We start from the raw sequence: 24,218 nt of genomic DNA, 5'->3' as shown, positions 1-24,218 counted from the left end.
CCCAGAGAGCTCATGCACGCTGCGTCTGTTCGGTGAAGGAGAGGGAAGGCGACGCTGCACGTGGCACGGCGTCGAGCCCGAAGAGCGGACGCAGCCAGCGTGTGCGGCGAATCACGTATTCATGCAGCACCGCGCAGCCGCCGACCGTACCCAGCAAGGTTAGTGTTGGTTCGAGCACCGGACCCAGCTTCAGCGGGATCAGCCAGTAAGCGACGGCCAGCAACACGCTTTGATGCAGGATGTACCAGGGAAACACTGCTTCGCGTGCATAGGGCAACCAGCGGAACGGACGGTTAAGGTACTGGTGACCCCAGCCCAACACGGCGGCAATAGCGCTCCACATATAGAAGAAGTGCAGTGCGCGCTCGCACAAGTGAAACGCGGCGTGCGTGGAGACGGACCAACTGCTCATGCCCATCAGATCACCCAGGCGATCCAGTACCACAAAAGTGGAGAAGCAGAAGAGCGCGATGCCCAGCGAGCGGTGCCGCAAGCGCGCCAGTTCCTGCCATAGGCCCTCATGTGTGCCGATGGCGTAACCGTAGAGGAACATCGTGGCGTAACCGGCATGGGCGTACCAGTCGTGGAACAGGGCGTGGTTCTGGGGAAAGCGGGCCGCCAACAGCAGGTTATAAGCAAACAGCGGCAAGGCGGGCAACACCAGCAGCGGCCAGCCGCGCAGGCGGTGGATAGCCGCAATGACGCGCTGCCCCGTCGACGACTCCAGCGCCGGTAGCAACACGATCAACAGCAAGGTGTAGATCCACACGTACGGCAGGTACCACAGGTGGTTCCAGGTGACGCCGAACTGCCACCCATCGAAGGCCCGGGCCGGCCAGGGGCCGCCCGTGTAATAGCGCAGCAGGAAGTGGCCAAAGCCCGGCTCCACCAGCCCGTCCGTCACACCCTGGACATAGGGTTGGAAGGGAATGACCACGGCCATGCCAAACAGCAGCGGCACCAGCAGGCGCACCGTGCGCTTCCATGCCAGTGCCGGCAAAGTCAGCCGCCCGCGAAGGAAGTGCACCGCCATGCCGGAGATCAGGAACAGCAGATCCATGCGCCAGAAGCTGGAAGCCAGCATGGGGTACTCCAGCCAGTCGCCGATGTAAGAGCTCTTGAGATGGAACTTCCAGTCGTCCGCCGGGCCGACGTAGAGCATGCCCAGGTGGTAGAGGATCAGCAGGCCGAAGGCCAGCACGCGCAGGGCGTCGATGTCGTGGCGGCGGTTCATGAGCGGAACTCCGTGGGAAAGTGCCGCGCATGCTCCGCCGCGGCCCCACCCGTGTCGCCCGCTAAGTGATTGATTGACCACAAACAGGGATGAGTGGCGAGCAGCGAGGGACGAAAAGGACGGGTTCGGTCGCCGCTCCACGTAGAATCCGGGCATGACCACCAAGCCGGCCTTCGACTACGCCCGTTTTCTACGCTGGCGCCGACCTTTCGAGATCGGCTTCTGGGTCGTCTCGATGACGATCAACACCGTATTCAATGGTGTGGTGGCGTGGTTCGACGACACGTATCGCACCCACCGGGCCGACAGCATCGAGCCGTGGATATGGGAGGCGACCAGCAGCCTGGTGATCCTGGCGCTGGTGCCCTTCGTGGTGATGGCCAGCCGCCGTTGGACGCTGCGCTTCGACAACTGGCGGCAGAACCTGAAGATCCACCTCGCGCTCAGCGTGCCGTTCTGCCTTGCGCACGTAGGCCTGATGGTCTTGCTGCGCACGATCGCCTACCGGGCCATCCTGGGTTGGCACTACAACTTCGGCAGCGACTGGCCACAGCAACTGGGGTACGAGTACCTGAAGGACGTTCGTACCTACTTCCTGTTCCTGGCCATCATCGGCGGCTATCGCCTGCTCATCCTGCGCCTGCAAGGCGAGGCCAGCCTGCTGGCGGAGCCAGACGAAGGGCCACCGGTGGAACCGGTCGACCGGCCGGAGCGTTTCCTCGTACGCAAGCTGGGCAAGGAATTCCTCGTCGCCGCGCGCGAGATCGAATGGCTGCAAGCCTCCGGTAACTACGTGAACATGCACGTTCGCGGCCGTGATTACCCGCTACGCGCCACCATGGCCGGCATCGAAGAACGCCTCGACCCTTCGCGCTTTGTGCGCGTGCACCGTAGTTATCTGGTGAACCTCGACTACCTCACCGAGATCGAACCGCTGGATACCGGCGATGCCCGACTGACCATGCGCGATGGCGCCACGCTGCCATGCAGCCGCCGCTTCCGCGTGCAACTGCGCGAACGTTTCGGCGACACGCCCGTCAGCGCGTGAGCTTCTAGCGATAGGAGACATGAAGGTTGCGTCTCCATTGGCCCTCGTTCCACTCTTAGTGCCTACCCGCCACAGGAACCCCTCCATGAAACAGCGCCTACATCTCGCCGCCAGCACGCTCGGCGCCTTGCTCGTGCTTGCGGGCTGTTCCCAATCCGGCGATCAGGCACAGGCGCCGCAGCAAGCGCCGGCGCCGGCTGACGATTCAGCCGACAAGCTCAACACCTATCACCAGCTCCAGCGCATCGGCAACGACGAGATGGCGGTGACGATGGGCAAGGAAATCCTCAGTCGCTACCCCAACAGCGATGCTGCCAAGGAAGTGCAGCAGAGCCTGCCGGCGATCGAGCAGCGTTATAAGGAAAACAGCGAAAAGAATCGCTTGGCCGGCCTGTGGCTGTACCAGGTTTCGCCGATGGAAGGCGGCACGCAATCTACCGCCACTATCTACACCAGCAAGCCTTCGGGTGAGGAGCGCGTGCGCCTGGTGCTGCGCCGTCATACCGAGTGGGGGCAGAACGCCTTCCTGTTCAATGGCGGCCCACACGGTTTTGTGTGCAAGGGCGTGTGCTCGATCAAGGCCACTTTCGACGGCAAGCCGGGTACGATCGCCGCGTTCGCACCGACCACCGGCGAACCCGCGCTTCTTTTCAAGGACGACAAGGGCTTCATCGCCCAGTTGGAGAAGGCCAAGAAGATCACCATGGACGTGACGCTTCAGGACGGTGAGAAGAAGCAAACGCTGGTGTTCGAAACGGGCGGCTTCGACCCGATCAAGTGGCAGGCCGTCGCTAAGTCGCCCGCCAAAAAGAAATAACGTGCACCCGCACGGAGCTCATGCGTTTGTACGTCCAGCACTTATGGAGATGACATTCATGGCAGCCAAACATCTTCTTGCCGCCGTCGCTGTGGTCGCCGCCCTCGGCGGTTGCACACGCGTAGGCAAGGATTACACCTCCCGCATGGAAGCACGCCAACAGGCGTACGCCGCCGCGGCCGGTGATCCGGTCAACAGCTTTCACTACTTCAGCCTGTGGTCGTGGGAGCCACTCAGTGATGAGCAGTTGGCCATCTATACGCGTTCCAACGAGGCGTGGCTGATCGATCTCGACGGCCGCTGTCGCAACCTGGAATTCACCAACCACATCGCCTTGACGTCCAGCGCCAGCGAGGTGTCGGTGAAGTTCGATCGCGTGCTGACGGGGCCGCCGGATCCGCCGTGCTTCATCAAGCAGATTCGGCCGGTGGATTTGAAGAAGCTTGATTCGCCGCAGCAGGGTAAGCCGCGTGAGGTGGAGGAGACGGCTCGGCCGGCGAAGTGAGGGGGGCAATCTCGCCTCACCGCTTCATTTAAGAACCGTCACCCCTGCGCAGGCAGGGGTCCAGTGACTTTGCGCTTGGTTGTCGCGTGGTCGGCAGACGATCGAAACGCCCGCTGCGTAAGCGGCCAGGTCGCGCTAACGCACGAGGCGACGACCATACTCACGGCTACTGGATCCCTGCCTGCGCAGGGATGACGGCATAGACGAGACGGTGAGTCGAGATTGGCCCCTCACCTCAACCCTCTCACCCGAAGGGAGAGGGAGACTCAGTCTGCGATCAGTTGAGAAACAACTTCTCCGCCAACTTCGCCAACGGCTTCTCCATCGCATTCTGCAACCGCGGCGGCAACTCCAGCGGCTTCAGCAGCATCTTCACCGTCATCTCCGCCGGAATATTCCGCCGCAACAAATCCTGTGCACGCCCTGTGATGCGCTTGAACTCCGCTTCGTTCTCTTTCAAGTGCGGATAGCACTGGTTGAATACATGGCGCAGGGCAATGTCGCTGTCTTCGCTGCGGATCTCGTTCACGCGGCGCAGGATGGTGCGGAACACTTTGTAGCGGCTGAAGCCTTCGCGTTCGCGGTACAGGCGGAAGTGATGGTAGAAGTTTTTGTAGTGGCGGACTTCGTCGCTCTTGATGTGGCCGGTGAGTTGCTTGAGCACGGGTTCGTCGGTGATGTCGTTGAGCGCGCGATACAGGCTGGCGGTGCCGGTTTCCACCACGCAGCGGGCTGCCAGTTCCAGTCCGCGGCTGGGCTCCAGTTGTTCGGCGGTGCACACGGCGCCGTACTCGGCCCAGAACGAAGCGAAGCCTTTGTCCCAGTCGAACTCGGGCCACACGGCCTTCACGTAGGCGGCGAGGGCATGGCCGTGCTGCAGTTCCTCGTGCTCCCAATGCTGGCTGAGCCATGTCTGCAGGGTTTCATCGCCAGCGAAATGGTCGACGAGGTTGTGCGTATATAAGTCCGAACCACTTTCGACAAACGAGGCGCTGCAGAGCAGGAAGAACAAGTCTTCATTCTGGCGCACCCGGGGGATGTCGATCTGACTGAAATCCAGGCTATCCAGAGTCCAGGGCAACGATTGGGTGTAGCTCACGCGGTCTTTCCTGTGCGGGGGCCATAGGACTGATGTGGCGCACGACACGGCGCCAGCCCGGCATGACGATCATGTGACAGCATACGACGAGAGACGGCGACAGGGGATTAACGGGCGCCGACCCGGGGCCGCGTAGGGTGTTCCGTCAGGTCAGCGGATCACCGTGACGGGCACATGGGCGTGCTCCAGCACGTCGCCGGAGACCGACCCGAGCAGCCAGCGCGCAAGGGCGCCACGCTCGGTGTGGCCGATCACGACATGATCCACGTGGTGCTGGCGCACCTGCTCGAGCAGCACGTCTCCCGGGCTGCCCCGCACGACCTCGGCGTCGATCAGCGACGCCGCACCGGGTACAAGTTGCTTCACGTCCTCGAGCAATCGCGAGCAACGCTGGCCGCCTTGGTCGGTCATCATCAGCGCACAGGTATCTGCGCTCCCCTCGGTCACCTGCAACACGGACACGACGCGGACGCGACCGCCGGTGGCCTGCGCCAATTCCACGGCAAAACGAACCGCGCGTTGCGAGGTGGGGGAACCGTCATAACCGACCAGCGAGTACTTGAGCATGCATGACCTCTTGGCGGGCAGGCGCGAGGTAGCGGACGTGCTGTATCGACTCCGTCCGGAACATCCTGGCCTGCAGAAAGCAGCTTCAGCGTAATCCTCGGCGGGTGCTCGCGCTACGGTGACGAGCATACTCAGCGACCCGCGTGTTGCGCGGTACAGGAAGACGCAACCCACCGTTCCTGCTTGATTTTTTCAAGTCCAGCGTTAGCGCCGAACGGATGTTGTTAACGCGTCGCCCTGCGATATGCACGTGGCGTTCACGGCAACTACCGAGGATGGACCCACTGAGGTTCACCGCTAGACGGCCGGAACGAGCCGGCCATCGCGACGGTTGGTGTTCCGGGTTCCCTTTCGAGACAAGGAGAAGGTGATGATCAAGCGTACGTTCGGTATGGCGGCTCTGGTGTTTGCCTGTGCGGGAGCCGTGACGGCATTGCCAGTGGCATCGGCCAGGGCGGCCGACGCAGACGTGAAGTGCGACCTGAGCTTCAGCCTCTCCGGCTGGTCACTCATCTATAAGCACGCCGAAGGCAGCGGTACGGTGGTGTGCAGCAACGGTCAGAGGGCCAAAGTGAAGATCAGCGTCCACGGCGGCGGGATCACTGCCGGCAAGTACCGTATCGACAACGGCAAGGGTGACATCACCCATGTGCGCAGTATCGACGACGTGTTCGGCGATTACGCGCAGGCAGGCGCCGAGGCCGGTGTGGTCAAGAGCGGAGAGGCGCAGGTGTTGTCCAAGGGCACTACCTCACTGGCGCTGCACGGCAGCGGTGAGGGCGTGAACCTGGGTATTTCAGTGGGCGCGTTCTCCATCACCCGCGAATAAGCCGAGCTCTGCTGCAGTACACAAAGGGCGCCGCATGGCGCCCTTTGTTTGGGTACGCGTAAACTCTGCGGGTTATCCGGTTGGAGTGTCGTCATGCGTCGCTTGTGGTTCCTGTGCTTGCTGAGTCTCTTGCTTGGGGTGTTCGTTCCGGCCCATGCCGACGAGCCCGCTTCCGCCATGCCCCAGGTAGGGCAGTCGGCCCCCGATTTCCGCCTTGAGGATCAGAACGGCAAGTGGCATACCCCGGCCGATCACAAGGGTCACTGGGTGGTGCTGTATTTCTACCCGAAGGACTTCACGCCGGGCTGCACCACCGAGGTCTGCACCTTCCGCGATGACGTGGCCAAGCTGCGCCAGCAAGGTGCCGACGTGCTGGGCGTGAGCCTGGACGATGTGAAGTCGCATGCAGAGTTCGCGGCCAAGTACCACGTGCCGTTCCCGCTGCTGTCCGATGCCGACAGCAAGACGGCCCAGGCCTATGGCGTGCTCGCCTCCAAGATGGGCTTTAAGTACGCGCGCCGAACCACCTTCCTGATCGACCCGCAGGGCAAGATTGCCAAGGTCTACCAGGACGTGGATCCGGAAAAAAACTCGGCGCAGGTGTTGTCCGACCTGGCTTCGCTGAAGGCGGCATCCTGATGCCGCTCACCATGCGTAACGACAAGGGCTTCGCGTTCTGGCGCATCGCCGCGTGGCTGATCCTGTTGCTGGCCGCTTATGGCTGCCTGCAGTACATGACCCATGCCGGGCAGTTGTGGCAGGCGCTGAAACCGCTGCCGGCTTCCGACTCGGGCGACATCCTCCAGCTGCAGAAGATGCTGGCGTGGGACGTGCTGTATTTCATCATCGCTTTCGCGCTGGTGGTGATCTGTGCCGGCGCGATCCTTCGCCAAGCCTGGGCGCGTGGCAGCCTGCAGGTGGCCTGCGTGTTGCTGGCCATTGGCTGGGGATTTGTCGGCGGTTTGATACTGTTTTCGCAGTGGCGTGAATTCAGTCAGGCGGTCGCGGTGACGAATGCGCAGTCGTCGCTCGATACGGCGTCGCAGTTGGCGCTGGCCCACATGCACCGCAGCTTCCTCATTGCCATGGGCACCAAGATTGCCGGCGCGCCGGCATTGCTTTGGCTGGCTTGGTGGCTGGGTCGTCCGCAGATACGCGCTCAGTTCCGCAAACTTCGCTGAACCGGCGAGCGACCCCGATTCAGGTGCGGTTGCCGCAGCGCGGGTTATCGCTGGGGCATCGTCCGTTCCGGGTTTTTCCATGCGCCTGCGTTGCCTTGCCGTTGCCCTGATCCTGCCGCTTACCAGCACAGTGCTGTGCGCGCAGGATTTGGCGACCACCTGCCATGCCACCAGCAGCTACGACCTGACGGTAACGCCTGATCACCTTCTGTTCGATCGCTCGCAGCCGTTGCCCCGTCAGGTCGAATTGCGCGATGGCGCCTTGCGCACGGACGGCACCGCCGTATCGTTGCGTCCGGACGATGAGGACCGGCTAGCCCTGTTCGAGCGCGAGCTGCGTGCCCTGGTGCCGCGCGCGAAGGCAGTCGCATACAACGGCGTAGACATGCTGGTTGCCGCCATGCACGACGAAGCAGCCCGCCTTTCACTGGACCCCGCCACACGCACGGAATTGGACCAACGCGTGGCCGCCCGCGCCGCCGAGCTCAAGCAGCACTTGGCTTCCAGCAACAGTACGCACGATTGGCAGGGCAACCTGGCCGACCAGTACGCCAACCAGTTGGTTTCTGACCTGACGCCGCTGCTGGCCAACGACTTGGGCCAGCAGGCCATTAATGCCGCCATGACCGGGGACCTGCAGGCGGCCGCCAGCCTCCGTGACACGGCGGCGGACCTCGCTACCCAGTTGCGCCCGCGGCTGGAGCAGCGGATGCAGGCGCTTTCGCCGCAGGTACAGGCCCTGTGTCCGGCGGTTCAGCGTCTGGCGGAACTTCAGCAAGGCATTCGCAGCGCCGGTGGCCAACCTCTGAATCTCCTTCAGGTGGGCCAGTAAAACGGGGGCTGAGCATGAGTCCCGCCTTCGCCCGGGGTTAACCTTCTGCTAAGTGGCGAAGGAAGAGGATGGCAATCGCTATCGTTTCACGCACCGCAGGAGGCGACCTCGTGTCGCGCGTACCAAACTACAACGCCCTTATCCGACGGGGCATCGATGACCAGGCCCTGTACCGGCGGGCCCTGGTGCAAGTGCGCGAGCCAGGGCTGCAAGCGCTGCTGGCCGAGAATTTGCAAACGTTGAATGCTCTGATCGGTGATCTGCAGGCGCAAGCCCACGCCGCCGGGCGCAAGCCGGCCCGTCATGGCACCCTGGCAGGCGCCATCCGCAGCGGGCTGGCGGAGTTGGTGACCAGTACGGCGTCCAACCGGGATTCGGCGTGGGTGCAATGCTTGGCTCGCAACGAATGCGTGCTGCTGAACTGCTTCGAGCGACAGATGGCGCAGGCCTCGGACGAATCGGCGCGTGTGCTGAGAGTCCAGTTGTCCCGCCTGCACGGTATCCATAAGGATATGCACTGCTTGGCCGGAACCACCCACGGTTAACCGGTCGTCTCAGTGACAAGGAGGGCATGTGCCGGCGACCCCCACGGACGTCCTGGATTTCTGGTTCGACAGCGCCTCTCAGGCGCACTGGTTCGAGCGTAGCGATGCGTTCGACGCCACGATCCGCGAGCGCTTCGGCGAAACGCTGGAGGCTGTCTGGCGCGGCGATCTGAACCATTGGGCGCAGGCCCCCGCTGGTTGGCTGGCCCTGCTGATCGTCCGCGACCAGTTCAGCCGCAATCTTTACCGCGACGATGCCCGCGCCTGGTCGAATGACCCGAGCACGCAGGTCATCGCACTGGATGGCATCGCCCGTGGGTTTGACCTGCAGTTGCCGCCACTCCAGCGTGTCTTTGCCTACATGCCGCTGGAGCACGCGGAAAGCCTGGTGCTGCAGCGGCATTGCGTGGGCCTGTTCGAGCGGCTCTTGGCGAGCCAGTCAGCCGCAGTACGTTCCCGTTACGAAGGCTTCCTTGATTACGCCCGCCGTCACCACGATGTGATAGAGCGATTCGACAGGTTTCCCCACCGCAACGCCGCTCTTGGCCGCCCGGATACGCCTGCGGAGCAGGCCTATCTCGCGACGCCGGGAACAGGCTTCTAAGCGTCACCGACGACACGGAGTTCATCATGCGCCGCTATCTCCTCATCGCCTTGTTGCTTTTGAGTGCAACTGCCTATGCGAGCAGCACGTACCGCGTCGGAAGCCAGGTACTCACTGTCGGCGACAGCGCAGCACGCGCTATGCAGTTGATGGGCAAGCCTGACTTCAAGGAGCCGGTGGAGAGCGACTTCGGCGGCTACCAGGGCGAGCGCTGGCAGTATGTGCGCGATGACGGACGCATCGTGATCATCACCATCATCGACGGCAGGGTGTCGGATATCGCCGATCGCTCGCGCTGAGCGAATGACGCCGGCGTGCGGGCAGGACCGACACGCTAACGCGGCGTCGAGCGAATATCGCGCACCTTGACCCAACGATAGGGTGACCTCTCCGCGCGTCATGCGCAGCGAGAGGGAATGGGCGATGCGTCGATGTTTCGGGCTGGCCATGCTGGTGTTTGCGTTTGCTGCCCACGCAGGAGGAGGAACTTTGCGCGTGGGTAGCCAGGTGCTGGTGGTGGGCGATAGCGCCACCCGGGTGACCGAACTGTTGGGCAAGCCGGCCTATCGCTCGCAGGCCAAGTCGACGGCCAGTAGCGGGCGCAGCGGGAAGAAAGGCGGAAAGTCATCCGCGACCAGTGGCCAGCAATGGCAATACCGGCAAGGCAATCGCCTTGTCACCATTGTCGTGGCGGACGGCAAAGTGGCTGCCATCCGGGATGACGCTCAGTGAGCGAGATGGCGGGGCCTGGGCCGCTCATGCGATAAGAGGCACGATTCCAGGGAGATCGCCTTATGTCCGACGTGCCCCCTACGGTGGAGAACCACACGCCGAGCCTGTTGCGCATGCGTGCGCCAGGAGCGCACGGCAAGGTGACCAATATCGAGTTGTTCTTCGACCTGGTGTTCGTCTACGCGGTGACGCAGCTGTCGCACACGTTGCTGCACGACTTGTCCATCGTCGGCGCGGTGCATGTGCTGGTGCTATTCCTGGCCGTGTGGTGGGTGTGGATCTTCACCGGCTGGATCACCAACTGGCTGGATCCGGAACGCTTGGCCGTGCGCTTGCTCGTACTGGTGCTGATGTTCGCGGGACTGCTGTTGTCGACGGCCTTGCCCGAGGCGTTCGACGGTCGCGCCAAGGTGTTCGCCTTGGCCTACGTCGCCATGCAGGTAGGGCGCTCCCTGTTCATGATCTGGGCCCTGCGCCATGCGGGTCAGGCGGCGCGCTTCAACTTCTATCGCATTACGATCTGGCTGACGCTGACGGGCGTGCTGTGGATCATCGGCGCGTTTGCTTCAGGCGATATCCGCTTGGCGTGGTGGGCGGTGGCCTTAGGCATCGAATACCTTGGGCCGGCGGCGTTTTTCTACGTGCCCGGTCTCGGGCAGTCCTCCACCAGCGAGTGGGACGTGGAAGGCGGCCACATGGCCGAACGCTGCAGCCTGTTCGTGATCATCGCGTTGGGCGAATCGGTGGTGGTGACGGGCAGCAGCTTCGCCGAGGGTGCCCGCACGGCGGATCTCTGGCTGACCTTTGTGGTGGCCTTCGTCGGTTGCGTGGCGATGTGGTGGATTTACTTCGACATCGCTGCGGAGCGTGGCAGCCGTTCGATTCGCCAGTCGGCCGATCCCGGTCGCACGGCGCGCATCGCCTACACCTACCTGCATCTGCTGATTGTCGCTGGCATCATCGTGAGCGCCGTGGGCGACGAACTGAGTCTGGCTCATCCGCATGCCGTGGCGGAAAGGGCGCAAGTCGCCGTGCTGCTGGGTGGGCCTGCGTTCTATCTGCTTGGCAATGCGCTGTTCAAGCAGGCCGTCAATCGGACCAATATGCCTTTGTCCCATCTGGTGGGGCTGGGGCTACTGGCGATCCTGTTATGGCCTGCGCAGAGCATGACCATCATGTCGCTGGCGATGGCAACGACGGTGGTGCTGGTGGTGGTCGCCGCTTGGGAGACCTTGTCGTTGCGAAGCGTTCGGCGCGAGCTCTACGGCGCTGCGGAAGAGTAACCGAGAGGCGTCGACTGCAGTTCGTCGAGCAGCTCTTGCGCGCTCCAAGAGCGCCGTCCTTGTTCGGCCTCGTGGAGTAATGCCACGAGGCGTGCGTTTACCGGGGCAGCTACGTGATGTTGCTCCGCCAGGCGCACGACCTCGCCGTTGATCGCGTCGACCTCGGTCGGCCGTCCACGCTCCAGGTCTTCCCACATCGATGAGCGGGCGACCGGATCGATCGCCAGCAGTCGGGAGGCGAGGCGACGAAACCAGGTGTCTGGCATCTCCAGCACGCGCGGTAGCCATGGCGGCGGCAGCGGCGTGAGCTTGGCGGGGTGGATACCCGCGGCAGCGAACACGGCAATCGCTTCGCGCTGCGCCAACGCAAGGCAGCGCCGCCAATCGCGCTGCGAAAGCTCTTCCTTCAGCGGTACGTTAGCCAGCGCGTTGATGGCGTTGTTGAGGTTGAGCAATAGCTTGGCAGCAAGCACCGCAGGCATATCGGTACGTGGCATGAGCGCGAGGCCAGACGCCTCGAACACCGGCAGGAACGCCTTGAGCGAATCGTGCGCCTCGACCATCAGTTCGCCGCCGGAACCCTGGTGGAAATCGCCGGGAATGCGCTGCAATACGTTGAACGGCACCATGCCGGCGAGCACCGGGCGGCCCGGCAGCGCCTCGCGCAAGATGGCCGCGTTGTGCAGGCCATTCTGGAAGCTCACCACCGGCACACCAGGCGCGATGACGGGCGCGAGCTCCCTCGCCACCGTTTCCGTGGCCGAGGATTTCACCGTCACCAGCACCAGGTGTGCCTTGGCGGCGGCGAACGGGTCCACCTGTAGTTCCAGGTCGCGCGTGGCTACGTGTTCATGGGCGCCTTGCAGATCGCTCCAGTCGAGTCCGCCGTGGATGCGCCACGCATCGATGACGCGGCGACGGCCGATGCAGGTGATTCGCGCGTGCTCGTGCAACCGGGCCGCAAGATAGCCGCCCACGCTACCCGCGCCATAGATGGCGATGCGGGGCAGCGCATGCGCACTCATGCGACGCCCTTTGCCGCAGCGCGGCCCGCGATGCGGCCGGAGAAAAGACAGCCGCCCAGGAAGCTACCTTCCAGCGCGCGATAGCCATGCAGGCCGCCGCCGCCAAACCCCGCCGCTTCGCCCACGGCGTAAAGACCCGGCAGGGGTTGGCCGTCGTGGCCAAGCACGCGCGCATCGAGATCGGTTTCCAGTCCGCCCAGCGTCTTGCGTGTGAGGATATTCAGTCGCACCGCGATCAGTGGACCATTCGCCGGATCGAGCAGACGATGCGGCTTGGCCACGCGCACCAGCTTGTCACCGCGATAGCGACGCGCGTTATGGATGGCCATCACCTGACCGTCCTTGGCGAACGGATGATCGAACTGGAGATCGCGCGCTTCGACTTCGCGACGGATATGCGCGACGTCCAACAGGGTGTTGCCGGCCAGTGCATTCATACCGGCGACCAGTTCTTCCAGCGTGTCGCGCACGATGAAATCGCGGCCATGCTGTTTGAACGCTTCGACCGGCGCGGGTGCGCCCTTGCCGATCGCGCGCTTGGCAACCTGGCGCCAGCTCTTGCCGGTGAGATCGGGATTCTGTTCCGAACCCGACAGCGCGAATTCACGGCGAATGATCTGCTGATCCAGGATGAACCAGCTGTAGTCGTGGCCGGTGCGACGCAGGTGTTCCAGCGTGCCCAGCGTGTCAAAGCCGGGCCACAGCGGGCCGGGCAGGCGATGGCCGGCGGCGTCGAACCAGAGTGACGACGGCCCGGGAAGAATGCGGATCGCATGCTTGGGCCAGATCGGATTCCAGTTCTCGATGCCTTCGACGTAATGCCACATGCGATCGCGATTGATCAGCCGTGCACCTGCATTTTCGCTGATGCCAAGCATGCGGCCGTCCACATGCGCCGGCACGCCGCACAGCATGTGCGCGGGTGGCGGACCGAGACGTTCGGGCCAGTTGCGTCGCACCAGTGCGTGATTGCCGCCGATACCGCCCGAGGCCACGATCACCGCCTGCGCGCGCTGCTCGAAGTCATGCAGCACATCGCGCGAACTTGGTTTGCCGCGATCCATGCCATCGGGCGCGAGTACATTGCCGCGCACACCGACGACGGCGCCGCCTTCCACGATGAGTTCGTCTACGCGATGGCGGAAGCCAAACTGCAACAAGCCCTTCGCTTGCGCTGCACGCGCACGTCGCACGAAAGGTTCGATCACGCCTGGACCGGTGCCCCAGGTCACATGAAAGCGCGGCACTGAATTGCCGTGGCCGATGGCGCCGTGGCCACCGCGTTCGGCCCAGCCCACCACGGGAAACCAGCGCATGCCCATGGCATGCAGCCACGCGCGTTTCTCGCCTGCAGCGAAATCCACATACGCCTCGGCCCAGCGGCGCGGCCAGTGGTCCTCAGGGCGATCGAAGGCCGCCGTACCCATCCAGTCGGTCAGCGCCAGTGCGTGAGAATCGCGCACACCCATGCGCCGTTGTTCCGGCGAGTCGACAAAAAACAGTCCTCCGAACGACCAGAACGCCTGTCCCCCCAGGCTTTGCTCCGGTTCCTGCTCCAGTACCAGCACACGCTTGCCGGCGTCGGCCAGCTCTGTGGCGGCCACCAGCCCTGCGAGGCCGGCTCCCACCACGACCACATCGCACCCGTCCCGCATTCCCCGCCTCCCCGTGGCGATTTGCGTTCCCGAACCCCGAACTTAGCGTGCCCGGACGGGCATTCCTAGGCGCGCTGCGTCATAGCCCAAAAGTCGCCCATGACCGACGGCACGGCATGACCACAGGCCCATGCCGGGTATCCATGCTGTGCTGCATCGTGACATTCGACGACGCGCGACGGACGCGCCTAACGCTGCACACGGAGGGAAGCGGGATGCGTACCACCCTGATGGCTTGCACGCTGGTGGCGGGACTGGCCCTAGGTGGTGCGGTTCATGCGCACGATATCGAGATGCGTGATGGTCGCTGCGGATTTTCCACGGATTACGACGTGCAGGTCACGCCCGGCGGCATTGCCTTCCATCGCGACAATGGCACGCCAGTCGACGTATTCATGCATGACGGTCGTCTGCGCGTGGATGGTCGCGAGGTGGCGGTGAACGGCGAGGACGCCGCACGTCTGCGCGATTACGAGCGACAGGTTCGCCAGTTACTCCCTGACGTGGCCGACGTGGCGCGTGAGGGCGTGAACATGGGTTTTGGCGCGATGCGCACCGTGTTGATGACGTTCGCCGAGAACGACGACGAGCGCCGTCGCATGGTTGGCCGTCTCGACGAGAATCACCGCCAGGCCATGGCACGCGTTGACAACGGACTCGGTCAGGGCACCTGGAAGGCCATGGACATGGAACGGGTGGTCGAAAAGAGCATCGAGACCTCGGTATCCGACTTGGTGGCCAAGGTGGCCGGCGAAGCCGTGGAAGCTGCGCTTTCCGGCGACCGAGGCAAGGTGGCGGCGCTGGAAGCGCGCGCCCAGACACTCGACACCAGTATCGATCGCGAAATGAGCAAGCGCTCAGACGAACTCCATCGTCGAGTCGACGCGCTATGCCCGCGGCTGGATTCGCTCGATGCACTGCAGCAGCAATTCCAGTTCCGCTTGCAGGACGGCTCACGGCTGCAACTGCTCGCAGATGACGACACAGACAACAACAAGAAGCTGTTCACAGCCACGGATGGTGCGCGCGCCGGCAGAGGCGACTCCGCGCACTGATCCATCGTCGGGGCTCCCCAGCACGACTTTCGGACCATGCTGGTTCCCCCGGCATGGTCCCTTTTGCATGTACGGGAACAACAGAACCTTGATTGGCGTGCTGCTAGGCTCGCCCGGTTTTTCCTTCGAGAGAGCCGTGATCCATGCACCAGCTTCTGGCCCGCCTGCCGCTTTCCGAGCGCACCATCACCATGCTGATCAATCTCAGCCTTGCGCTGTTGATGCTGTTGATCGGCCTGTGGCTGGCGGCGCGGCTAGCCAATATCGCGCGTCGCGCCATGCAGCGCGCCAACTTGGATGAAACCCTTGTCGGCTTTCTGCGCAACCTGATCTACGGCGTGCTGGTCGCGGTGCTGATCGTGATGGCGCTACAACAGGCTGGCGTGCCATCGGCGCCGCTGGTGGCGGCGCTGGGCGCAGGTGGCCTGGCCATTGGCCTTGCCCTGCAGGGCACACTGAGCAATCTGGCGTGGGGCGTGTTGCTGATCCTGTTCCGCCCGCTGCGCGTGGGGGACTACGTCCGCGCCGGCGCCGTGGAGGGCACGGTGGAGGGCATCAGCCTTATGTACACGCTGCTGGTGATGCCTGATAACCGCGAGGCCGTGGTGCCGAACGCCAAGATCGGCTCCGATGCCATCATCAATTTCAACCGCCGTGGTACGCGCCGTTTCGAGCTGAAGGTGGGCATCGGCTACCAGGACGATATCGGCAAGGCGATGGGGCTTATCCGCGAGCTGTTTGCGGCCGATGAGCGCATCCTGCGCGATCCCGAGCCGGGTGTATGGCTGGACAGCCTGGGCGATAGCGCGGTGGTGCTGGTGATGCGGGCCCATACCCGCTGCGCGGACTCCTGGGCGGCCCAGACCGATTTCCTGCGGGCAGTGAAGGAGCGTTTCGATGCCGAAGGCATCAGCATCCCGTTCCCGCAGCGGCAAGTGACGGTTGTGCAGGGGCGCGTCTCGGAGCAGACCACCTGACCAAGTGGAATGCACCGGAAGCCCTGGATGGGGCGACGCATTCCGCAACCCCGCGATGGACCGTACGAAACCTTAAGACAAAAGTCGTGCATACGTATGCGAATGGTGCCTTCAACCGATCCAAAAGCGTCCGGAACCGGGTCTCGTTCGCTATGATTAACCCCTTATGTATGCGGCCGTCATCCCCGCCGGCTCGCCATCGCCATCCGTAGGAGAAACCATGGCCGACCTTAAAGAAGCACGCGTCCCCGATATCGGCAGCGAGAACGTGCCGGTGATCGAAGTGCTGGTAAAACCCGGCGACAAGGTGGCCAAGGAGCAGGGCCTGGTCACGCTGGAGTCGGACAAGGCGACCATGGAAGTGCCGGCCCCGTTCGCGGGCACGGTGAAGGAAATCAAGCTGAAGGTGGGTGACGAGGTGTCCGAAGGCACTCTTATCGCCATCATCGAGGCCGATGGCGAAGCGGCCGCGCCCGCTCCCAAGCAGGCTGCGCCGGCCAAGGCAGAGGCGCCCTCCAAGGCAGCCCCCGCGCCGGCTCCCGCTCAGGCACCGGTCGCCGCTGGCGGCGGTGGCGTGCAGGAAGTGAAGGTGCCGGATATCGGCAGCGAGAACGTGCCGGTCATCGAAATTCTGGTGAAGGTGGGCGACACCATCGCCAAGGACCAGGGCCTGATCACGCTGGAATCGGACAAGGCCACGATGGAAGTGCCGGCCCCGTTCGCCGGTGTGGTGAAAGAGATCAAGGTCAAGCTCGGCGATGAGCTGTCCGAGGGCAGCCTCATTGCGCTGGTCGAAGCTGCCGGTGGCGCACCCGCCGCTGCGCCGGCTCCCGCGCCTGCTGCCGCCCGGGTCGAAGCACCCACGGTCGAAGAGAAGCCCGAGCCGGTTGGCGGCCGTAGCGTGCTGCCGGGTAACGCGCCGGAAGGCGATGTGGCGCCCACGGCGCGCGCGCCATTCGACTCCAAGATCGTCATGCCGGGCGACGCCCCGTATGCCAGCCCGGCCATCCGCGCTTTCGCGCGCGAGCTGGGCGTGGACATCCGTCAGGTGAAGGGCAGTGGTCGCGGTGGTCGTATCCAGCGCGAGGACGTCACCGGTTACGTGAAGCATGCGCTGGCCTCGGGCGCGCGTCCGGCCGGTGCGCCGGTCGCTGCTGGCGGTGGTCTCAATCTGCTGCCGTGGCCGAAGGTCGACTTCAGCAAGTTCGGCGAGGTCGAAGAGAAGGCGCTGTCGCGCATCCAGAAGATTTCGGGCGCGAACCTGGCGCGTAACTGGGCGATGATTCCGCACATCACCCAGCACGAAGACGCCGACATCACCGAGCTGGAAGCCTTCCGCAAGAAGCTTGGCGAAGAGAACAAGGATCTCAAGGTCACCCCGCTGGTGTTCCAGATCAAGGCGGTGGTCGCGGCGTTGAAGAAGTTCCCGCAGTTCAATGCCTCGCTGGACGAAACCGGCGAGAAGCTGATCCTCAAGAAGTATTTCCACATCGGTATCGCGGTGGACACGCCCGATGGCCTAGTGGTGCCGGTGATCCGCGACTGCGACAAGAAGGGTCTGCTGGAGCTCGCTGCAGAACTGAGCGAGATTTCCAAGAAGGCGCGCGACAAGAAGCTCGGCCCCAAGGAAATGTCGGGCGGCTGCTTCTCCATCTCCTCGCTCGGCGGCATCGGCGGTACGGCGTTCACGCCGATCGTCAATGCACCGGAAGTGGCCATCCTTGGTGTGTCCAAGGCAGCCACCAAGCCGGTGTGGAACGGCAAGGAATTCGCGCCACGCCTGATCCTGCCGCTGTCGCTCAGCTACGACCACCGCGTGATCGACGGCGCGCTCGCCGCGCGCTTCGCTTCCTACCTCGCACAGCAGCTCGGCGATATCCGCCGCCTGCTCCTGTAATTGCTCCCTCTCCCCTCGCGGGAGAGGGTTGGGGTGAGGGGGCGGCCTTGCGTCGCCCTCACATGCGTAGCGAAAAGAACTAAAGGATTCCCCATGGCAAGCACCATCGAAATCAAAGTCCCCGACATCGGCGGTAACGACAACGTGCCGGTGATCGAGGTACTGGTGAAGGTCGGCGATACCGTCGCCAAGGAACAAAGCCTGATCACGCTCGAATCGGACAAGGCCACGATGGAAATTCCGTCGAGTGCCGCCGGCGTGATCAAAGAGCTCAAGGTCAAAGTAGGCGATGAATTGTCCGAAGGTGCGGTGATCGCCGTGCTGGAAGTCGCTGATGGCGCCGCCAAGGTCGATGCACCCAAGGCCGCCGCTCCGGCACCTGCTCCCGCTCCCGCCGCAGCACCCGTTGCCGCTGCTGCGCCGAAGGCGGCCGGTGTGTCCGGTCGCACCCCCGATATCGAATGCAAACTCGTGGTGCTCGGCTCCGGTCCCGGCGGCTACACCGCCGCGTTCCGCGCCGCCGACCTCGACGTCGATACCGTGCTGGTGGAGCGCTACGCCTCGCTAGGCGGCGTATGTCTCAACGTGGGCTGCATTCCGTCCAAGGCGCTGCTGCATGCCGCCGCCGTGATTGACGAGGCCGAAGCGATGGCCGCGCACGGCGTGAGCTTTGGCGCGCCGAAAATTGACATCGACAAGCTGCGCGACTTCAAGACCAAGGTAGTCGGTAAGCTCACCGGCGGCCTGTCCAGCATGGCTAAGCAGCGCAAGGTGCGCACCGTGCAGGGCGTGGGCACCTTCATTTCGCCGAACGAAATGGAAGTCCAGACGGCCGAAGGCACCAAGCTCATCCGCTTCGAGAACGCCATCATCGCGGCGGGCTCACAGTCGGTGAAGCTGCCGGCGTTCCCGTGGGATGACGATCGCATCATGGATTCCACCGGCGCGCTTGAGCTGAAGGAAGTGCCCAAGAAGCTGCTCGTCGTTGGCGGCGGCATCATCGGCCTGGAAATGGCCACTGTGTACTCCGCGCTCGGTAGCGAAGTGACTGTGGTCGAGTTCATGGACCAGATCATCCCGGGTGCTGATGCCGATCTGATCAAGCCATTGGCGCAGCGCCTCAACAAGAAGCTCAAGGGCGTGCATCTCAAGACCAAGGTAGTGGATGCCAAGGCCACCAAGAAGGGCATCGAGGTCAGCTACGAAGGCGAGAGCATTCCGGAAACCAGCGTGTTCGACCGCGTGCTGGTCGCCGTGGGCCGCTCGCCCAACGGCAATAAGATCGGTGCGGACAAGGCCGGCGTGGCCGTCACTGACCGTGGCTTCATCAACGTCGATACGCAGATGCGCACCAACGTGAAGCACATCTACGCCATCGGTGACCTGGTGGGCCAGCCGATGCTGGCGCACAAGGCCACGCATGAGGCCCGTGTGGCGGCGGAAGTCGTCGCTGGCATGAAGAGCTACTTCGACGCACGCGTGATCCCGTCCGTCGCCTTCACCGATCCGGAAGTGGCATGGGTGGGCGTCACCGAGCGCGAGGCGAAGGAGAAGGGCCTCAAGGTCGGCGTGGGCAAATTCCCGTGGGTGGCCAGCGGCCGTGCCATTGGCATCGACCGCACCGAAGGCTTCACCAAGCTGATCTTCGACGAAGAAACCCACCGCATCGTCGGTGGCGCCATCGTCGGCCCGCATGCGGGCGACCTCATCAGCGAGATCTGCCTGGCGATCGAGATGGGCTCGGAAGCATCCGACATTGGCCTCACCATCCATCCGCATCCCACGCTGGGTGAATCGGTAGGCATGGCGGCCGAGGTTTACGAAGGCACCATCACCGACCTGTACATGCCGAAGAAGAAAAAGTAATCGGCTGGCAGTGACACGATAGAAAGAGCCCGGGAATCCCGGGCTCTTTTTTTGCCGCGATCAGTTCGATTCGGTGAACTGGATAGACGGCGTCGAGCCACCGGTTGCGGTACAGGAGCCGAGGTTCAGGTTGTTGCTCTCACCCGTGGAACCCGAGTTGGCCACGCACGACGGCACCGCAGTGGAGCCATCCGTCACAGCCAGCTTCACGGTAATGGACGAGCCGCTGTTGAACTGGGCTTCCGAGCCGCCAGCGTTGCCGACCACGTTGAACTCGCCAACTTCCCACACCTTGGCCAGATACAGCACGCTATCCTTGCCGCTGGAGCTGTAAGCCTTGGTGCCGTTGGTGAACACCACGGTGTCATTGCCGCCGCTGGTCACGGTGCCCGTGAGCTTCACGTTGCCAAGCGCCGTAGCTGCAACGTCCGGCGCGGTGGCTGCAGCGCTGTTCTTGTAGCAGTCGCCTGCTCCGTCGCTGCCAAAACCGCTCGGGCAGCTCGAACCACCGTAGCCGATCAACCAGTACTGCATGAACACCGCGGCCGAACCCTGTACTTCGTAGTCCGGGGCATAGACGAACTGCTGCCACACGGTGCAACCGGAGTGGCCCTTGCAGGCCGACGTGGTGTCGTCGAAGCTGGAGTTGATCTGCAGCGAGTACTCATTCGCGCCTAGGATGCCGCCGCCGCCATACGCAGCAACGCCAACGCCGGTCTCCGACGTCACGCCCGTCACCGACGGGAAGCTACCCACGGCTTGCGTGATCAGGCTGCTGGTCTGGATCGTGTAGTCATTGCCGTTGCCGGCGGTCTGCGCGGCACCGTTGTGGAACAGCTTGAAACGCGGCACCGGCGCAACACGCGGCGTAACTTCGTGACAGGCGGACTGATGCCAGATAACGCTGGGATACGTGGCTTCAAAGCAGCCTTCCGAAGGCGTGGCGATGTGCGCCATGCTCTCGCGCCAGCTGCCCTGGGCCTGTTCTACCAGCGTGCCGATCCGGTTCGAAGTCTGGGCGGATACGACGGCGGGAATACAGGCGGCGGCGATCAGGCCGGCGAGAAGAGCGATCTTGGTTTGTGCACGCATTGAATTCTCCCTGGAACGTAATTGGTCATTGGTTTTCGACCGCGGAGGATTCCGTCGGCCGATGACAGACAACAACTCACCTACACGCCAGCAACCGGTGGGTTGCAGCGAATCTCTTGCGGTTTCATTGGCCCCTTCTGGACGGTAGAAGGTGAAGCGATCACATCTCGATCACGAGTGCCCGAAAAAAGCGCTACCCCCAAGCACTCTGCAGCGTTTGGTAACCCATACGTCATGCACTTGCAAATCGAAAAATAGTACGTCGCTCGATGTAAGGAACGCGACAGATAGCGTTGCATCGATCAAACCGACGCGAGGCCTTGAGAACAAAGAGAATCTGTCCGCGCTTTCGTCATTGCGCGCGAGCTCGTGCGAAAGGGTGCTCGCAAAAAAGCACGAGTGTGAAAATCATCATCACGACGGTCTAATGCAAGGCTCGTTCATTGCTGTCGTGGGTGTTCAAAAAGTGCTTGAAAATAGGCACTTTCTATGTGGTGAAAATATCTGTGATGCAATTTGCATTTCGCGCCGAACGACATGGCGAAGTTGTGATTGCCTCGTGAAGTCTTCCGGTGCTGCACATGCTGCCGACGGCAAGACGGATCATGTGTCGACGACGGTGGCTTGCGGCCAGGTGTTCTGTCGCGAAAGTGCAGTGCGCCTGGGGCGGCGCATTCAGCATCACCAGGCGATACCAGCTATATGGAGGTGCGATGCCGTTGAGGATGCCCGCTACCTGGGCGGATCATTTTTCTGCGGATGCAAGCGCGGCCTTGATCGGTGCAGATGCGTCCTTCAGGTAGTCGATGGTGCCCTTCGAGCTGATGATCATCTGCTGGGACACGCTGAGGAACTCTACTGGGTCTACATCCTTGCCCAGCCGGATGCGCGTCTGTAGATCGATCATGCGTGGTGCGTTCAACGCAACAGTGGCGTTGTGCGTGGTCCAGCTCGCTGCGTCGCGCAACGCAGCGTAAGCGACCGCATAACGATGCAGGCGCTCCGCGTCGATCCATGTCGCCGACTGGTTGGCGACTGCGACATCCCATGCCTGGCTATTGAAGGCCGGCCAGTTGATAGCGAGCGCGAAGCCTTTGCTCTGCTCGCGGATGTGTTTATTGATCTCCGCATCCGGCAAGCCCTTGCGCACGTCTTCGTTGATGGCGGCATCCAGCGCGACCAATGGCTCGAGCTTCTTCTCATCCAGGTCGATGGTGGCCTGGATATCGTGCAGCGTATTGGTCAGCTCGGCATCGATCTGCGCGCTGGCATGCTCCGCGGCATGCCGCTGGTGCGCATGCTCAATCCACTGTTCAAGGCCCAGCGCGGTGAGGATGCTGAGCACGATCATCAGGTAGTGCTGCAGGAATTCGCGCAGCGAATGCATCTTCACTTTGGGGACTTCAAAATGCATGGGGTTTTCGTCCATGGGATAGGTAAGTGCCTTGCGCCAGCGCGTTGCCGCACAGGGCGTCATTCGGAGTAGCCAAGCCGCTCCATCATCGGCCGGAGTATCGGCAGAACCGGTTCGAACTTATCGCGGTAAGCCTGCCATCGGCCCACCGCCTTGCGATGGATACCCTCTGTTACCTGCGCATAGCTCGGCGTGCTGATGTAGCCCTTGCTGCGCGCATGTTCGGCGAAGCGCGCCATGGGCGCACTGTCGTCGAGCTGCAGGAACTCGCCGAGCCGTACGAGATGTTCGTCGAAACGCGACACCACCGATTCGTAACGCCACTCGAGCACACGAGGGGCGAACACTTCCACGTGGCGGAACCAATGCTCGAAGGCGTCCACGTAGCCTCGCGCCAGTCGCTCCAGTGACGAGCACAGCACCATGAAGGCGGGCGAGCGGAACGGCTGCATGTAGCAACTCAGGAGCACGTCACAGGGATGGCGCAGGCACATGATGATGCGGGCATCCGGGAACAGCCGCATGATCATCGGCAGGCACAGCATGTTGAGCGGATTCTTGTCGACCAGTTGGCGGCTGCCGAGATCCGGAACGACACGTCGGACGACACCGGCGTAGATGTCCCGCAACTGATCGGTGTTGGCCTGCGTGAGCGAGGCCAGATCAGCCGGATAGGATTGGCCGGCCAGTTGCATGCGCTTGATCAGCTCATAGACGAATGCGCGCTCATCCATCGACCGAAAGGCGGGGTGCGCATCCAGCATCTGTTCGAGCAACGTTGTGCCCGACCGTGGAAAACCGACGACGAATACCGGACTGTCCTGGCTGCGAGGGGCGCGCAGCGCCGACCAGCCATCGTAGGCGCGCCGGTCAACGGCATGCTCCACCATGTCGAGCGGCTGGCTGCCTTCGGCCAGAAGCTCGGGCACGAAGTCGCTTGCGAACCGCAGCTGGGCGGCGTGCGCGGCGTCCAGCGCATGCCAGGCTTCAGCGTGGCGCCCTTGCTTGTTGCGAATGGAGGCCACGCTGAAGGCCGCATTCGCCTGCAGATGGACATCGCTGCGTTCGTGCTGGAGTTGTTCGAACCATGTCGCCGCCTGCTCCAGCTGACCCTGGCGGGACGCGATGTTCGCGTGCACCTGCAGGCCGGCGTGGCGGAGCTCCCACTCGCCAGGTGAGAGAGACGTCAGGACGTCCAGCGGCAACTGGCTCAACTCGGCGTAGGCTTCGTCGATCTGGTTGCTGCGTTCAAACATGGAGGCGCGCATGGCGACGATGCGCCTTTCCATGGATGGCCGTTCCGGCCCTTCAGGCAGGATCGCCTGGGCCAGCGTGCGGAACGCCGTGTCCTGGTAGCCCAGGCTGGAAAGAATGGTGGCAAGGATCAGCGCCTGATCGGCCGCCTGTGGTGGCCACGTATCGGCACCGTCGAGCATGACCTCTGCGCCACGCGTGTCGCCGCAGAAGTGGCAGGCGTACGCCGCCTGCAATCGAGCTTCGATGAAGTCCGGCGCCAGCCCCACGGCTTGCAGCAGCGTCTCGCGTGCCGTCAGCCAGCGTTGCTGATGCGCATACAACAAACCGAGGTTGTAATGCACTTCGGCTTGCAATGGCGCAAGCTCGATGGCTCGGTCAAGTGCCTGTTCGGCGAGCGCGTAGTCACCCGCTTGCCTGGCGGCAAGGCCAAGGTTATTCCAGTACTCGGAGACGTGTGGCTTGCGCTGCACGAGTTGGCGAAAGAGAGCCACTGCACTTTCGGGGCTTCCTGTTGCCTGGCGCGCCGCTCCTAGCAGAAGCAGAACCATGTCGTCGGCGGAAGCGAGATCGCGAACCGATTCGCCCATGGCCTGCACGTTGGTCATGTCGCCCGCGTTGTATGCGGCGAGCATGCTCTCGACCAGTGCTTTGGAAGACGATGCAGGCGTAATCATCGCTCGATCTTATCAGCCATGTGGCCGCAT

At 63.2% G+C, this 24,218-nt stretch carries 24 protein-coding genes; 16 read left to right on the top strand and 8 right to left on the bottom strand.

The features are described from left to right. Positions 1–10: 10 nt before the first annotated feature. Entirely contained in the window at positions 11–1,234 is a 1,224-nt protein-coding gene (locus tag DyAD56_RS03835) for an acyltransferase (protein ID WP_102301424.1), read from the bottom strand. A 154-nt stretch (positions 1,235–1,388) separates the two neighbouring features. Here DyAD56_RS03835 and DyAD56_RS03830 point away from each other — a divergent pair, with 154 nt between their 5' ends. The 3 genes from DyAD56_RS03830 to DyAD56_RS03820 all read left to right on the top strand — a co-directional run bounded on the left by DyAD56_RS03830 (position 1,389) and on the right by DyAD56_RS03820 (position 3,604). Then, positions 1,389–2,282, top strand: coding sequence for a LytTR family DNA-binding domain-containing protein (locus DyAD56_RS03830; RefSeq protein ID WP_102301423.1), 894 nt, complete (start codon positions 1,389–1,391; stop codon positions 2,280–2,282). Between the two features lie 85 nt (positions 2,283–2,367). Then, the gene (locus DyAD56_RS03825) at positions 2,368–3,099 is read left to right on the top strand and encodes a hypothetical protein (protein ID WP_102301422.1); all 732 of its coding nucleotides are present in this window, start codon (positions 2,368–2,370) and stop codon (positions 3,097–3,099) included. A 58-nt stretch (positions 3,100–3,157) separates the two neighbouring features. Then, entirely contained in the window at positions 3,158–3,604 is a 447-nt protein-coding gene (locus DyAD56_RS03820; protein WP_102301541.1) for a DUF6491 family protein, read from the top strand. A 277-nt stretch (positions 3,605–3,881) separates the two neighbouring features. Here the strand turns inward: DyAD56_RS03820 and DyAD56_RS03815 are convergent, their stop codons facing one another. Beyond that, positions 3,882–4,703, bottom strand: coding sequence for a ferritin-like domain-containing protein (locus DyAD56_RS03815; RefSeq protein WP_102301421.1), 822 nt, complete (start codon positions 4,701–4,703; stop codon positions 3,882–3,884). A gap of 150 nt (positions 4,704–4,853) precedes the next feature. Beyond that, positions 4,854–5,270 (bottom strand): universal stress protein, encoded by a 417-nt coding sequence (locus tag DyAD56_RS03810; RefSeq protein ID WP_102301420.1) that lies wholly within the window; start codon positions 5,268–5,270, stop codon positions 4,854–4,856. Positions 5,271–5,640: 370 nt separating this feature from the next. Here DyAD56_RS03810 and DyAD56_RS03805 point away from each other — a divergent pair, with 370 nt between their 5' ends. From DyAD56_RS03805 to DyAD56_RS03765, 9 genes are all read left to right on the top strand, one after another. Next, on the top strand, positions 5,641–6,099 hold the full coding sequence (locus tag DyAD56_RS03805; RefSeq protein WP_102301419.1) for a hypothetical protein: 459 nt from the start codon (positions 5,641–5,643) through the stop codon (positions 6,097–6,099). 93 nt (positions 6,100–6,192) lie between these two features. Beyond that, positions 6,193–6,738 (top strand): peroxiredoxin, encoded by a 546-nt coding sequence (locus tag DyAD56_RS03800; protein WP_102301418.1) that lies wholly within the window; start codon positions 6,193–6,195, stop codon positions 6,736–6,738. Further along, positions 6,738–7,280, top strand: a complete 543-nt coding sequence (locus DyAD56_RS03795; RefSeq protein WP_102301417.1) for a hypothetical protein — start codon at positions 6,738–6,740, stop codon at positions 7,278–7,280. Before DyAD56_RS03800 ends, DyAD56_RS03795 begins: the two co-directional genes overlap by 1 nt. A 79-nt stretch (positions 7,281–7,359) precedes the next feature. Further along, positions 7,360–8,112 (top strand): DUF2884 family protein, encoded by a 753-nt coding sequence (locus DyAD56_RS03790; protein WP_102301416.1) that lies wholly within the window; start codon positions 7,360–7,362, stop codon positions 8,110–8,112. A 110-nt stretch (positions 8,113–8,222) separates the two neighbouring features. Continuing rightward, a complete protein-coding gene (locus DyAD56_RS03785; RefSeq protein WP_233202272.1) occupies positions 8,223–8,657 on the top strand; it encodes a PA2169 family four-helix-bundle protein in 435 nt (144 codons plus the stop codon). Positions 8,658–8,685: 28 nt separating this feature from the next. After that, complete coding sequence (locus DyAD56_RS03780) at positions 8,686–9,261, top strand: DUF924 family protein (protein ID WP_102301414.1); 576 nt, start codon at positions 8,686–8,688, stop codon at positions 9,259–9,261. A 26-nt stretch (positions 9,262–9,287) separates the two neighbouring features. Next, positions 9,288–9,560, top strand: a complete 273-nt coding sequence (locus DyAD56_RS03775) for a DUF2845 domain-containing protein (protein ID WP_102301413.1) — start codon at positions 9,288–9,290, stop codon at positions 9,558–9,560. A 124-nt stretch (positions 9,561–9,684) separates the two neighbouring features. Then, entirely contained in the window at positions 9,685–9,993 is a 309-nt protein-coding gene (locus DyAD56_RS03770) for a DUF2845 domain-containing protein (RefSeq protein WP_158241249.1), read from the top strand. A 62-nt stretch (positions 9,994–10,055) separates the two neighbouring features. After that, positions 10,056–11,276 carry a low temperature requirement protein A gene (locus tag DyAD56_RS03765; RefSeq protein WP_102301411.1) on the top strand — a complete coding sequence of 407 codons (1,221 nt, stop codon included), beginning with the start codon at positions 10,056–10,058 and terminating at the stop codon, positions 11,274–11,276. Here DyAD56_RS03765 and DyAD56_RS03760 read toward each other — a convergent pair. Both DyAD56_RS03760 and DyAD56_RS03755 read right to left on the bottom strand, forming a co-directional pair. Then, positions 11,255–12,301, bottom strand: coding sequence for a 2-dehydropantoate 2-reductase (locus DyAD56_RS03760; protein ID WP_102301410.1), 1,047 nt, complete (start codon positions 12,299–12,301; stop codon positions 11,255–11,257). The two genes, DyAD56_RS03765 and DyAD56_RS03760, sit on opposite strands and share 22 nt — an antisense overlap. After that, positions 12,298–13,956 (bottom strand): FAD-binding dehydrogenase, encoded by a 1,659-nt coding sequence (locus DyAD56_RS03755; protein WP_102301409.1) that lies wholly within the window; start codon positions 13,954–13,956, stop codon positions 12,298–12,300. The genes DyAD56_RS03760 and DyAD56_RS03755 overlap by 4 nt, the downstream gene beginning before the upstream one ends. A 215-nt stretch (positions 13,957–14,171) precedes the next feature. On the opposite strand from DyAD56_RS03755, the gene DyAD56_RS03750 reads away from it, so the two are divergent. The 4 genes from DyAD56_RS03750 to lpdA all read left to right on the top strand — a co-directional run bounded on the left by DyAD56_RS03750 (position 14,172) and on the right by lpdA (position 19,751). Beyond that, positions 14,172–15,011: a DUF2884 family protein gene (locus DyAD56_RS03750; RefSeq protein WP_158241248.1), complete on the top strand. Its 840-nt coding sequence runs from the start codon at positions 14,172–14,174 to the stop codon at positions 15,009–15,011. Between the two features lie 143 nt (positions 15,012–15,154). Then, the gene (locus DyAD56_RS03745) at positions 15,155–15,988 is read left to right on the top strand and encodes a mechanosensitive ion channel domain-containing protein (RefSeq protein ID WP_102301407.1); all 834 of its coding nucleotides are present in this window, start codon (positions 15,155–15,157) and stop codon (positions 15,986–15,988) included. 220 nt (positions 15,989–16,208) lie between these two features. After that, positions 16,209–17,885 (top strand): dihydrolipoyllysine-residue acetyltransferase, encoded by a 1,677-nt coding sequence (gene aceF, locus DyAD56_RS03740; RefSeq protein ID WP_102301406.1) that lies wholly within the window; start codon positions 16,209–16,211, stop codon positions 17,883–17,885. Between the two features lie 93 nt (positions 17,886–17,978). Then, a complete protein-coding gene (lpdA, locus tag DyAD56_RS03735; protein ID WP_102301405.1) occupies positions 17,979–19,751 on the top strand; it encodes a dihydrolipoyl dehydrogenase in 1,773 nt (590 codons plus the stop codon). 60 nt (positions 19,752–19,811) lie between these two features. Here lpdA and DyAD56_RS03730 read toward each other — a convergent pair whose 3' ends face one another. From DyAD56_RS03730 to DyAD56_RS03720, 3 genes are all read right to left on the bottom strand, one after another. Continuing rightward, positions 19,812–20,843, bottom strand: a complete 1,032-nt coding sequence (locus DyAD56_RS03730) for a hypothetical protein (protein ID WP_102301404.1) — start codon at positions 20,841–20,843, stop codon at positions 19,812–19,814. Between the two features lie 745 nt (positions 20,844–21,588). Then, entirely contained in the window at positions 21,589–22,257 is a 669-nt protein-coding gene (locus DyAD56_RS03725; protein WP_146010431.1) for a hypothetical protein, read from the bottom strand. 59 nt (positions 22,258–22,316) lie between these two features. Then, the gene (locus DyAD56_RS03720) at positions 22,317–24,188 is read right to left on the bottom strand and encodes a sulfotransferase (RefSeq protein WP_102301402.1); all 1,872 of its coding nucleotides are present in this window, start codon (positions 24,186–24,188) and stop codon (positions 22,317–22,319) included. Positions 24,189–24,218 lie beyond the last annotated feature (30 nt).

The organism is Dyella sp. AD56, assembly GCF_002878475.1.
Lineage (GTDB): Bacteria > Pseudomonadota > Gammaproteobacteria > Xanthomonadales > Rhodanobacteraceae > Dyella.
Note: the sequence above shows the minus strand (reverse complement) of the source record. Positions and strands in the feature narration are given on the sequence as shown.

Excerpts from the sequence above, each read along its gene's own strand:
- DyAD56_RS03745 (WP_102301407.1), top strand. The coding sequence starts at position 15,155 with ATGCACCAGCTTCTGGCCCGCCTGCCGCTTTCCGAGCGCACCATCACC.
- DyAD56_RS03765 (WP_102301411.1), top strand. The coding sequence starts at position 10,056 with ATGTCCGACGTGCCCCCTACGGTGGAGAACCACACGCCGAGCCTGTTG.
- DyAD56_RS03790 (WP_102301416.1), top strand. The coding sequence starts at position 7,360 with ATGCGCCTGCGTTGCCTTGCCGTTGCCCTGATCCTGCCGCTTACCAGC.
- DyAD56_RS03730 (WP_102301404.1), bottom strand. The coding sequence starts at position 20,843 with ATGCGTGCACAAACCAAGATCGCTCTTCTCGCCGGCCTGATCGCCGCC.
- DyAD56_RS03770 (WP_158241249.1), top strand. The coding sequence starts at position 9,685 with ATGCGTCGATGTTTCGGGCTGGCCATGCTGGTGTTTGCGTTTGCTGCC.
- DyAD56_RS03725 (WP_146010431.1), bottom strand. The coding sequence starts at position 22,257 with ATGCATTTTGAAGTCCCCAAAGTGAAGATGCATTCGCTGCGCGAATTC.
- DyAD56_RS03775 (WP_102301413.1), top strand. The coding sequence starts at position 9,288 with ATGCGCCGCTATCTCCTCATCGCCTTGTTGCTTTTGAGTGCAACTGCC.
- DyAD56_RS03810 (WP_102301420.1), bottom strand. The coding sequence starts at position 5,270 with ATGCTCAAGTACTCGCTGGTCGGTTATGACGGTTCCCCCACCTCGCAA.
- DyAD56_RS03755 (WP_102301409.1), bottom strand. The coding sequence starts at position 13,956 with ATGCGGGACGGGTGCGATGTGGTCGTGGTGGGAGCCGGCCTCGCAGGG.
- DyAD56_RS03825 (WP_102301422.1), top strand. The coding sequence starts at position 2,368 with ATGAAACAGCGCCTACATCTCGCCGCCAGCACGCTCGGCGCCTTGCTC.
- DyAD56_RS03760 (WP_102301410.1), bottom strand. The coding sequence starts at position 12,301 with ATGAGTGCGCATGCGCTGCCCCGCATCGCCATCTATGGCGCGGGTAGC.
- aceF (WP_102301406.1), top strand. The coding sequence starts at position 16,209 with ATGGCCGACCTTAAAGAAGCACGCGTCCCCGATATCGGCAGCGAGAAC.
- DyAD56_RS03800 (WP_102301418.1), top strand. The coding sequence starts at position 6,193 with ATGCGTCGCTTGTGGTTCCTGTGCTTGCTGAGTCTCTTGCTTGGGGTG.
- DyAD56_RS03720 (WP_102301402.1), bottom strand. The coding sequence starts at position 24,188 with ATGATTACGCCTGCATCGTCTTCCAAAGCACTGGTCGAGAGCATGCTC.
- DyAD56_RS03830 (WP_102301423.1), top strand. The coding sequence starts at position 1,389 with ATGACCACCAAGCCGGCCTTCGACTACGCCCGTTTTCTACGCTGGCGC.
- DyAD56_RS03795 (WP_102301417.1), top strand. The coding sequence starts at position 6,738 with ATGCCGCTCACCATGCGTAACGACAAGGGCTTCGCGTTCTGGCGCATC.
- DyAD56_RS03805 (WP_102301419.1), top strand. The coding sequence starts at position 5,641 with ATGATCAAGCGTACGTTCGGTATGGCGGCTCTGGTGTTTGCCTGTGCG.
- DyAD56_RS03835 (WP_102301424.1), bottom strand. The coding sequence starts at position 1,234 with ATGAACCGCCGCCACGACATCGACGCCCTGCGCGTGCTGGCCTTCGGC.
- lpdA (WP_102301405.1), top strand. The coding sequence starts at position 17,979 with ATGGCAAGCACCATCGAAATCAAAGTCCCCGACATCGGCGGTAACGAC.
- DyAD56_RS03820 (WP_102301541.1), top strand. The coding sequence starts at position 3,158 with ATGGCAGCCAAACATCTTCTTGCCGCCGTCGCTGTGGTCGCCGCCCTC.
- DyAD56_RS03750 (WP_158241248.1), top strand. The coding sequence starts at position 14,172 with ATGCGTACCACCCTGATGGCTTGCACGCTGGTGGCGGGACTGGCCCTA.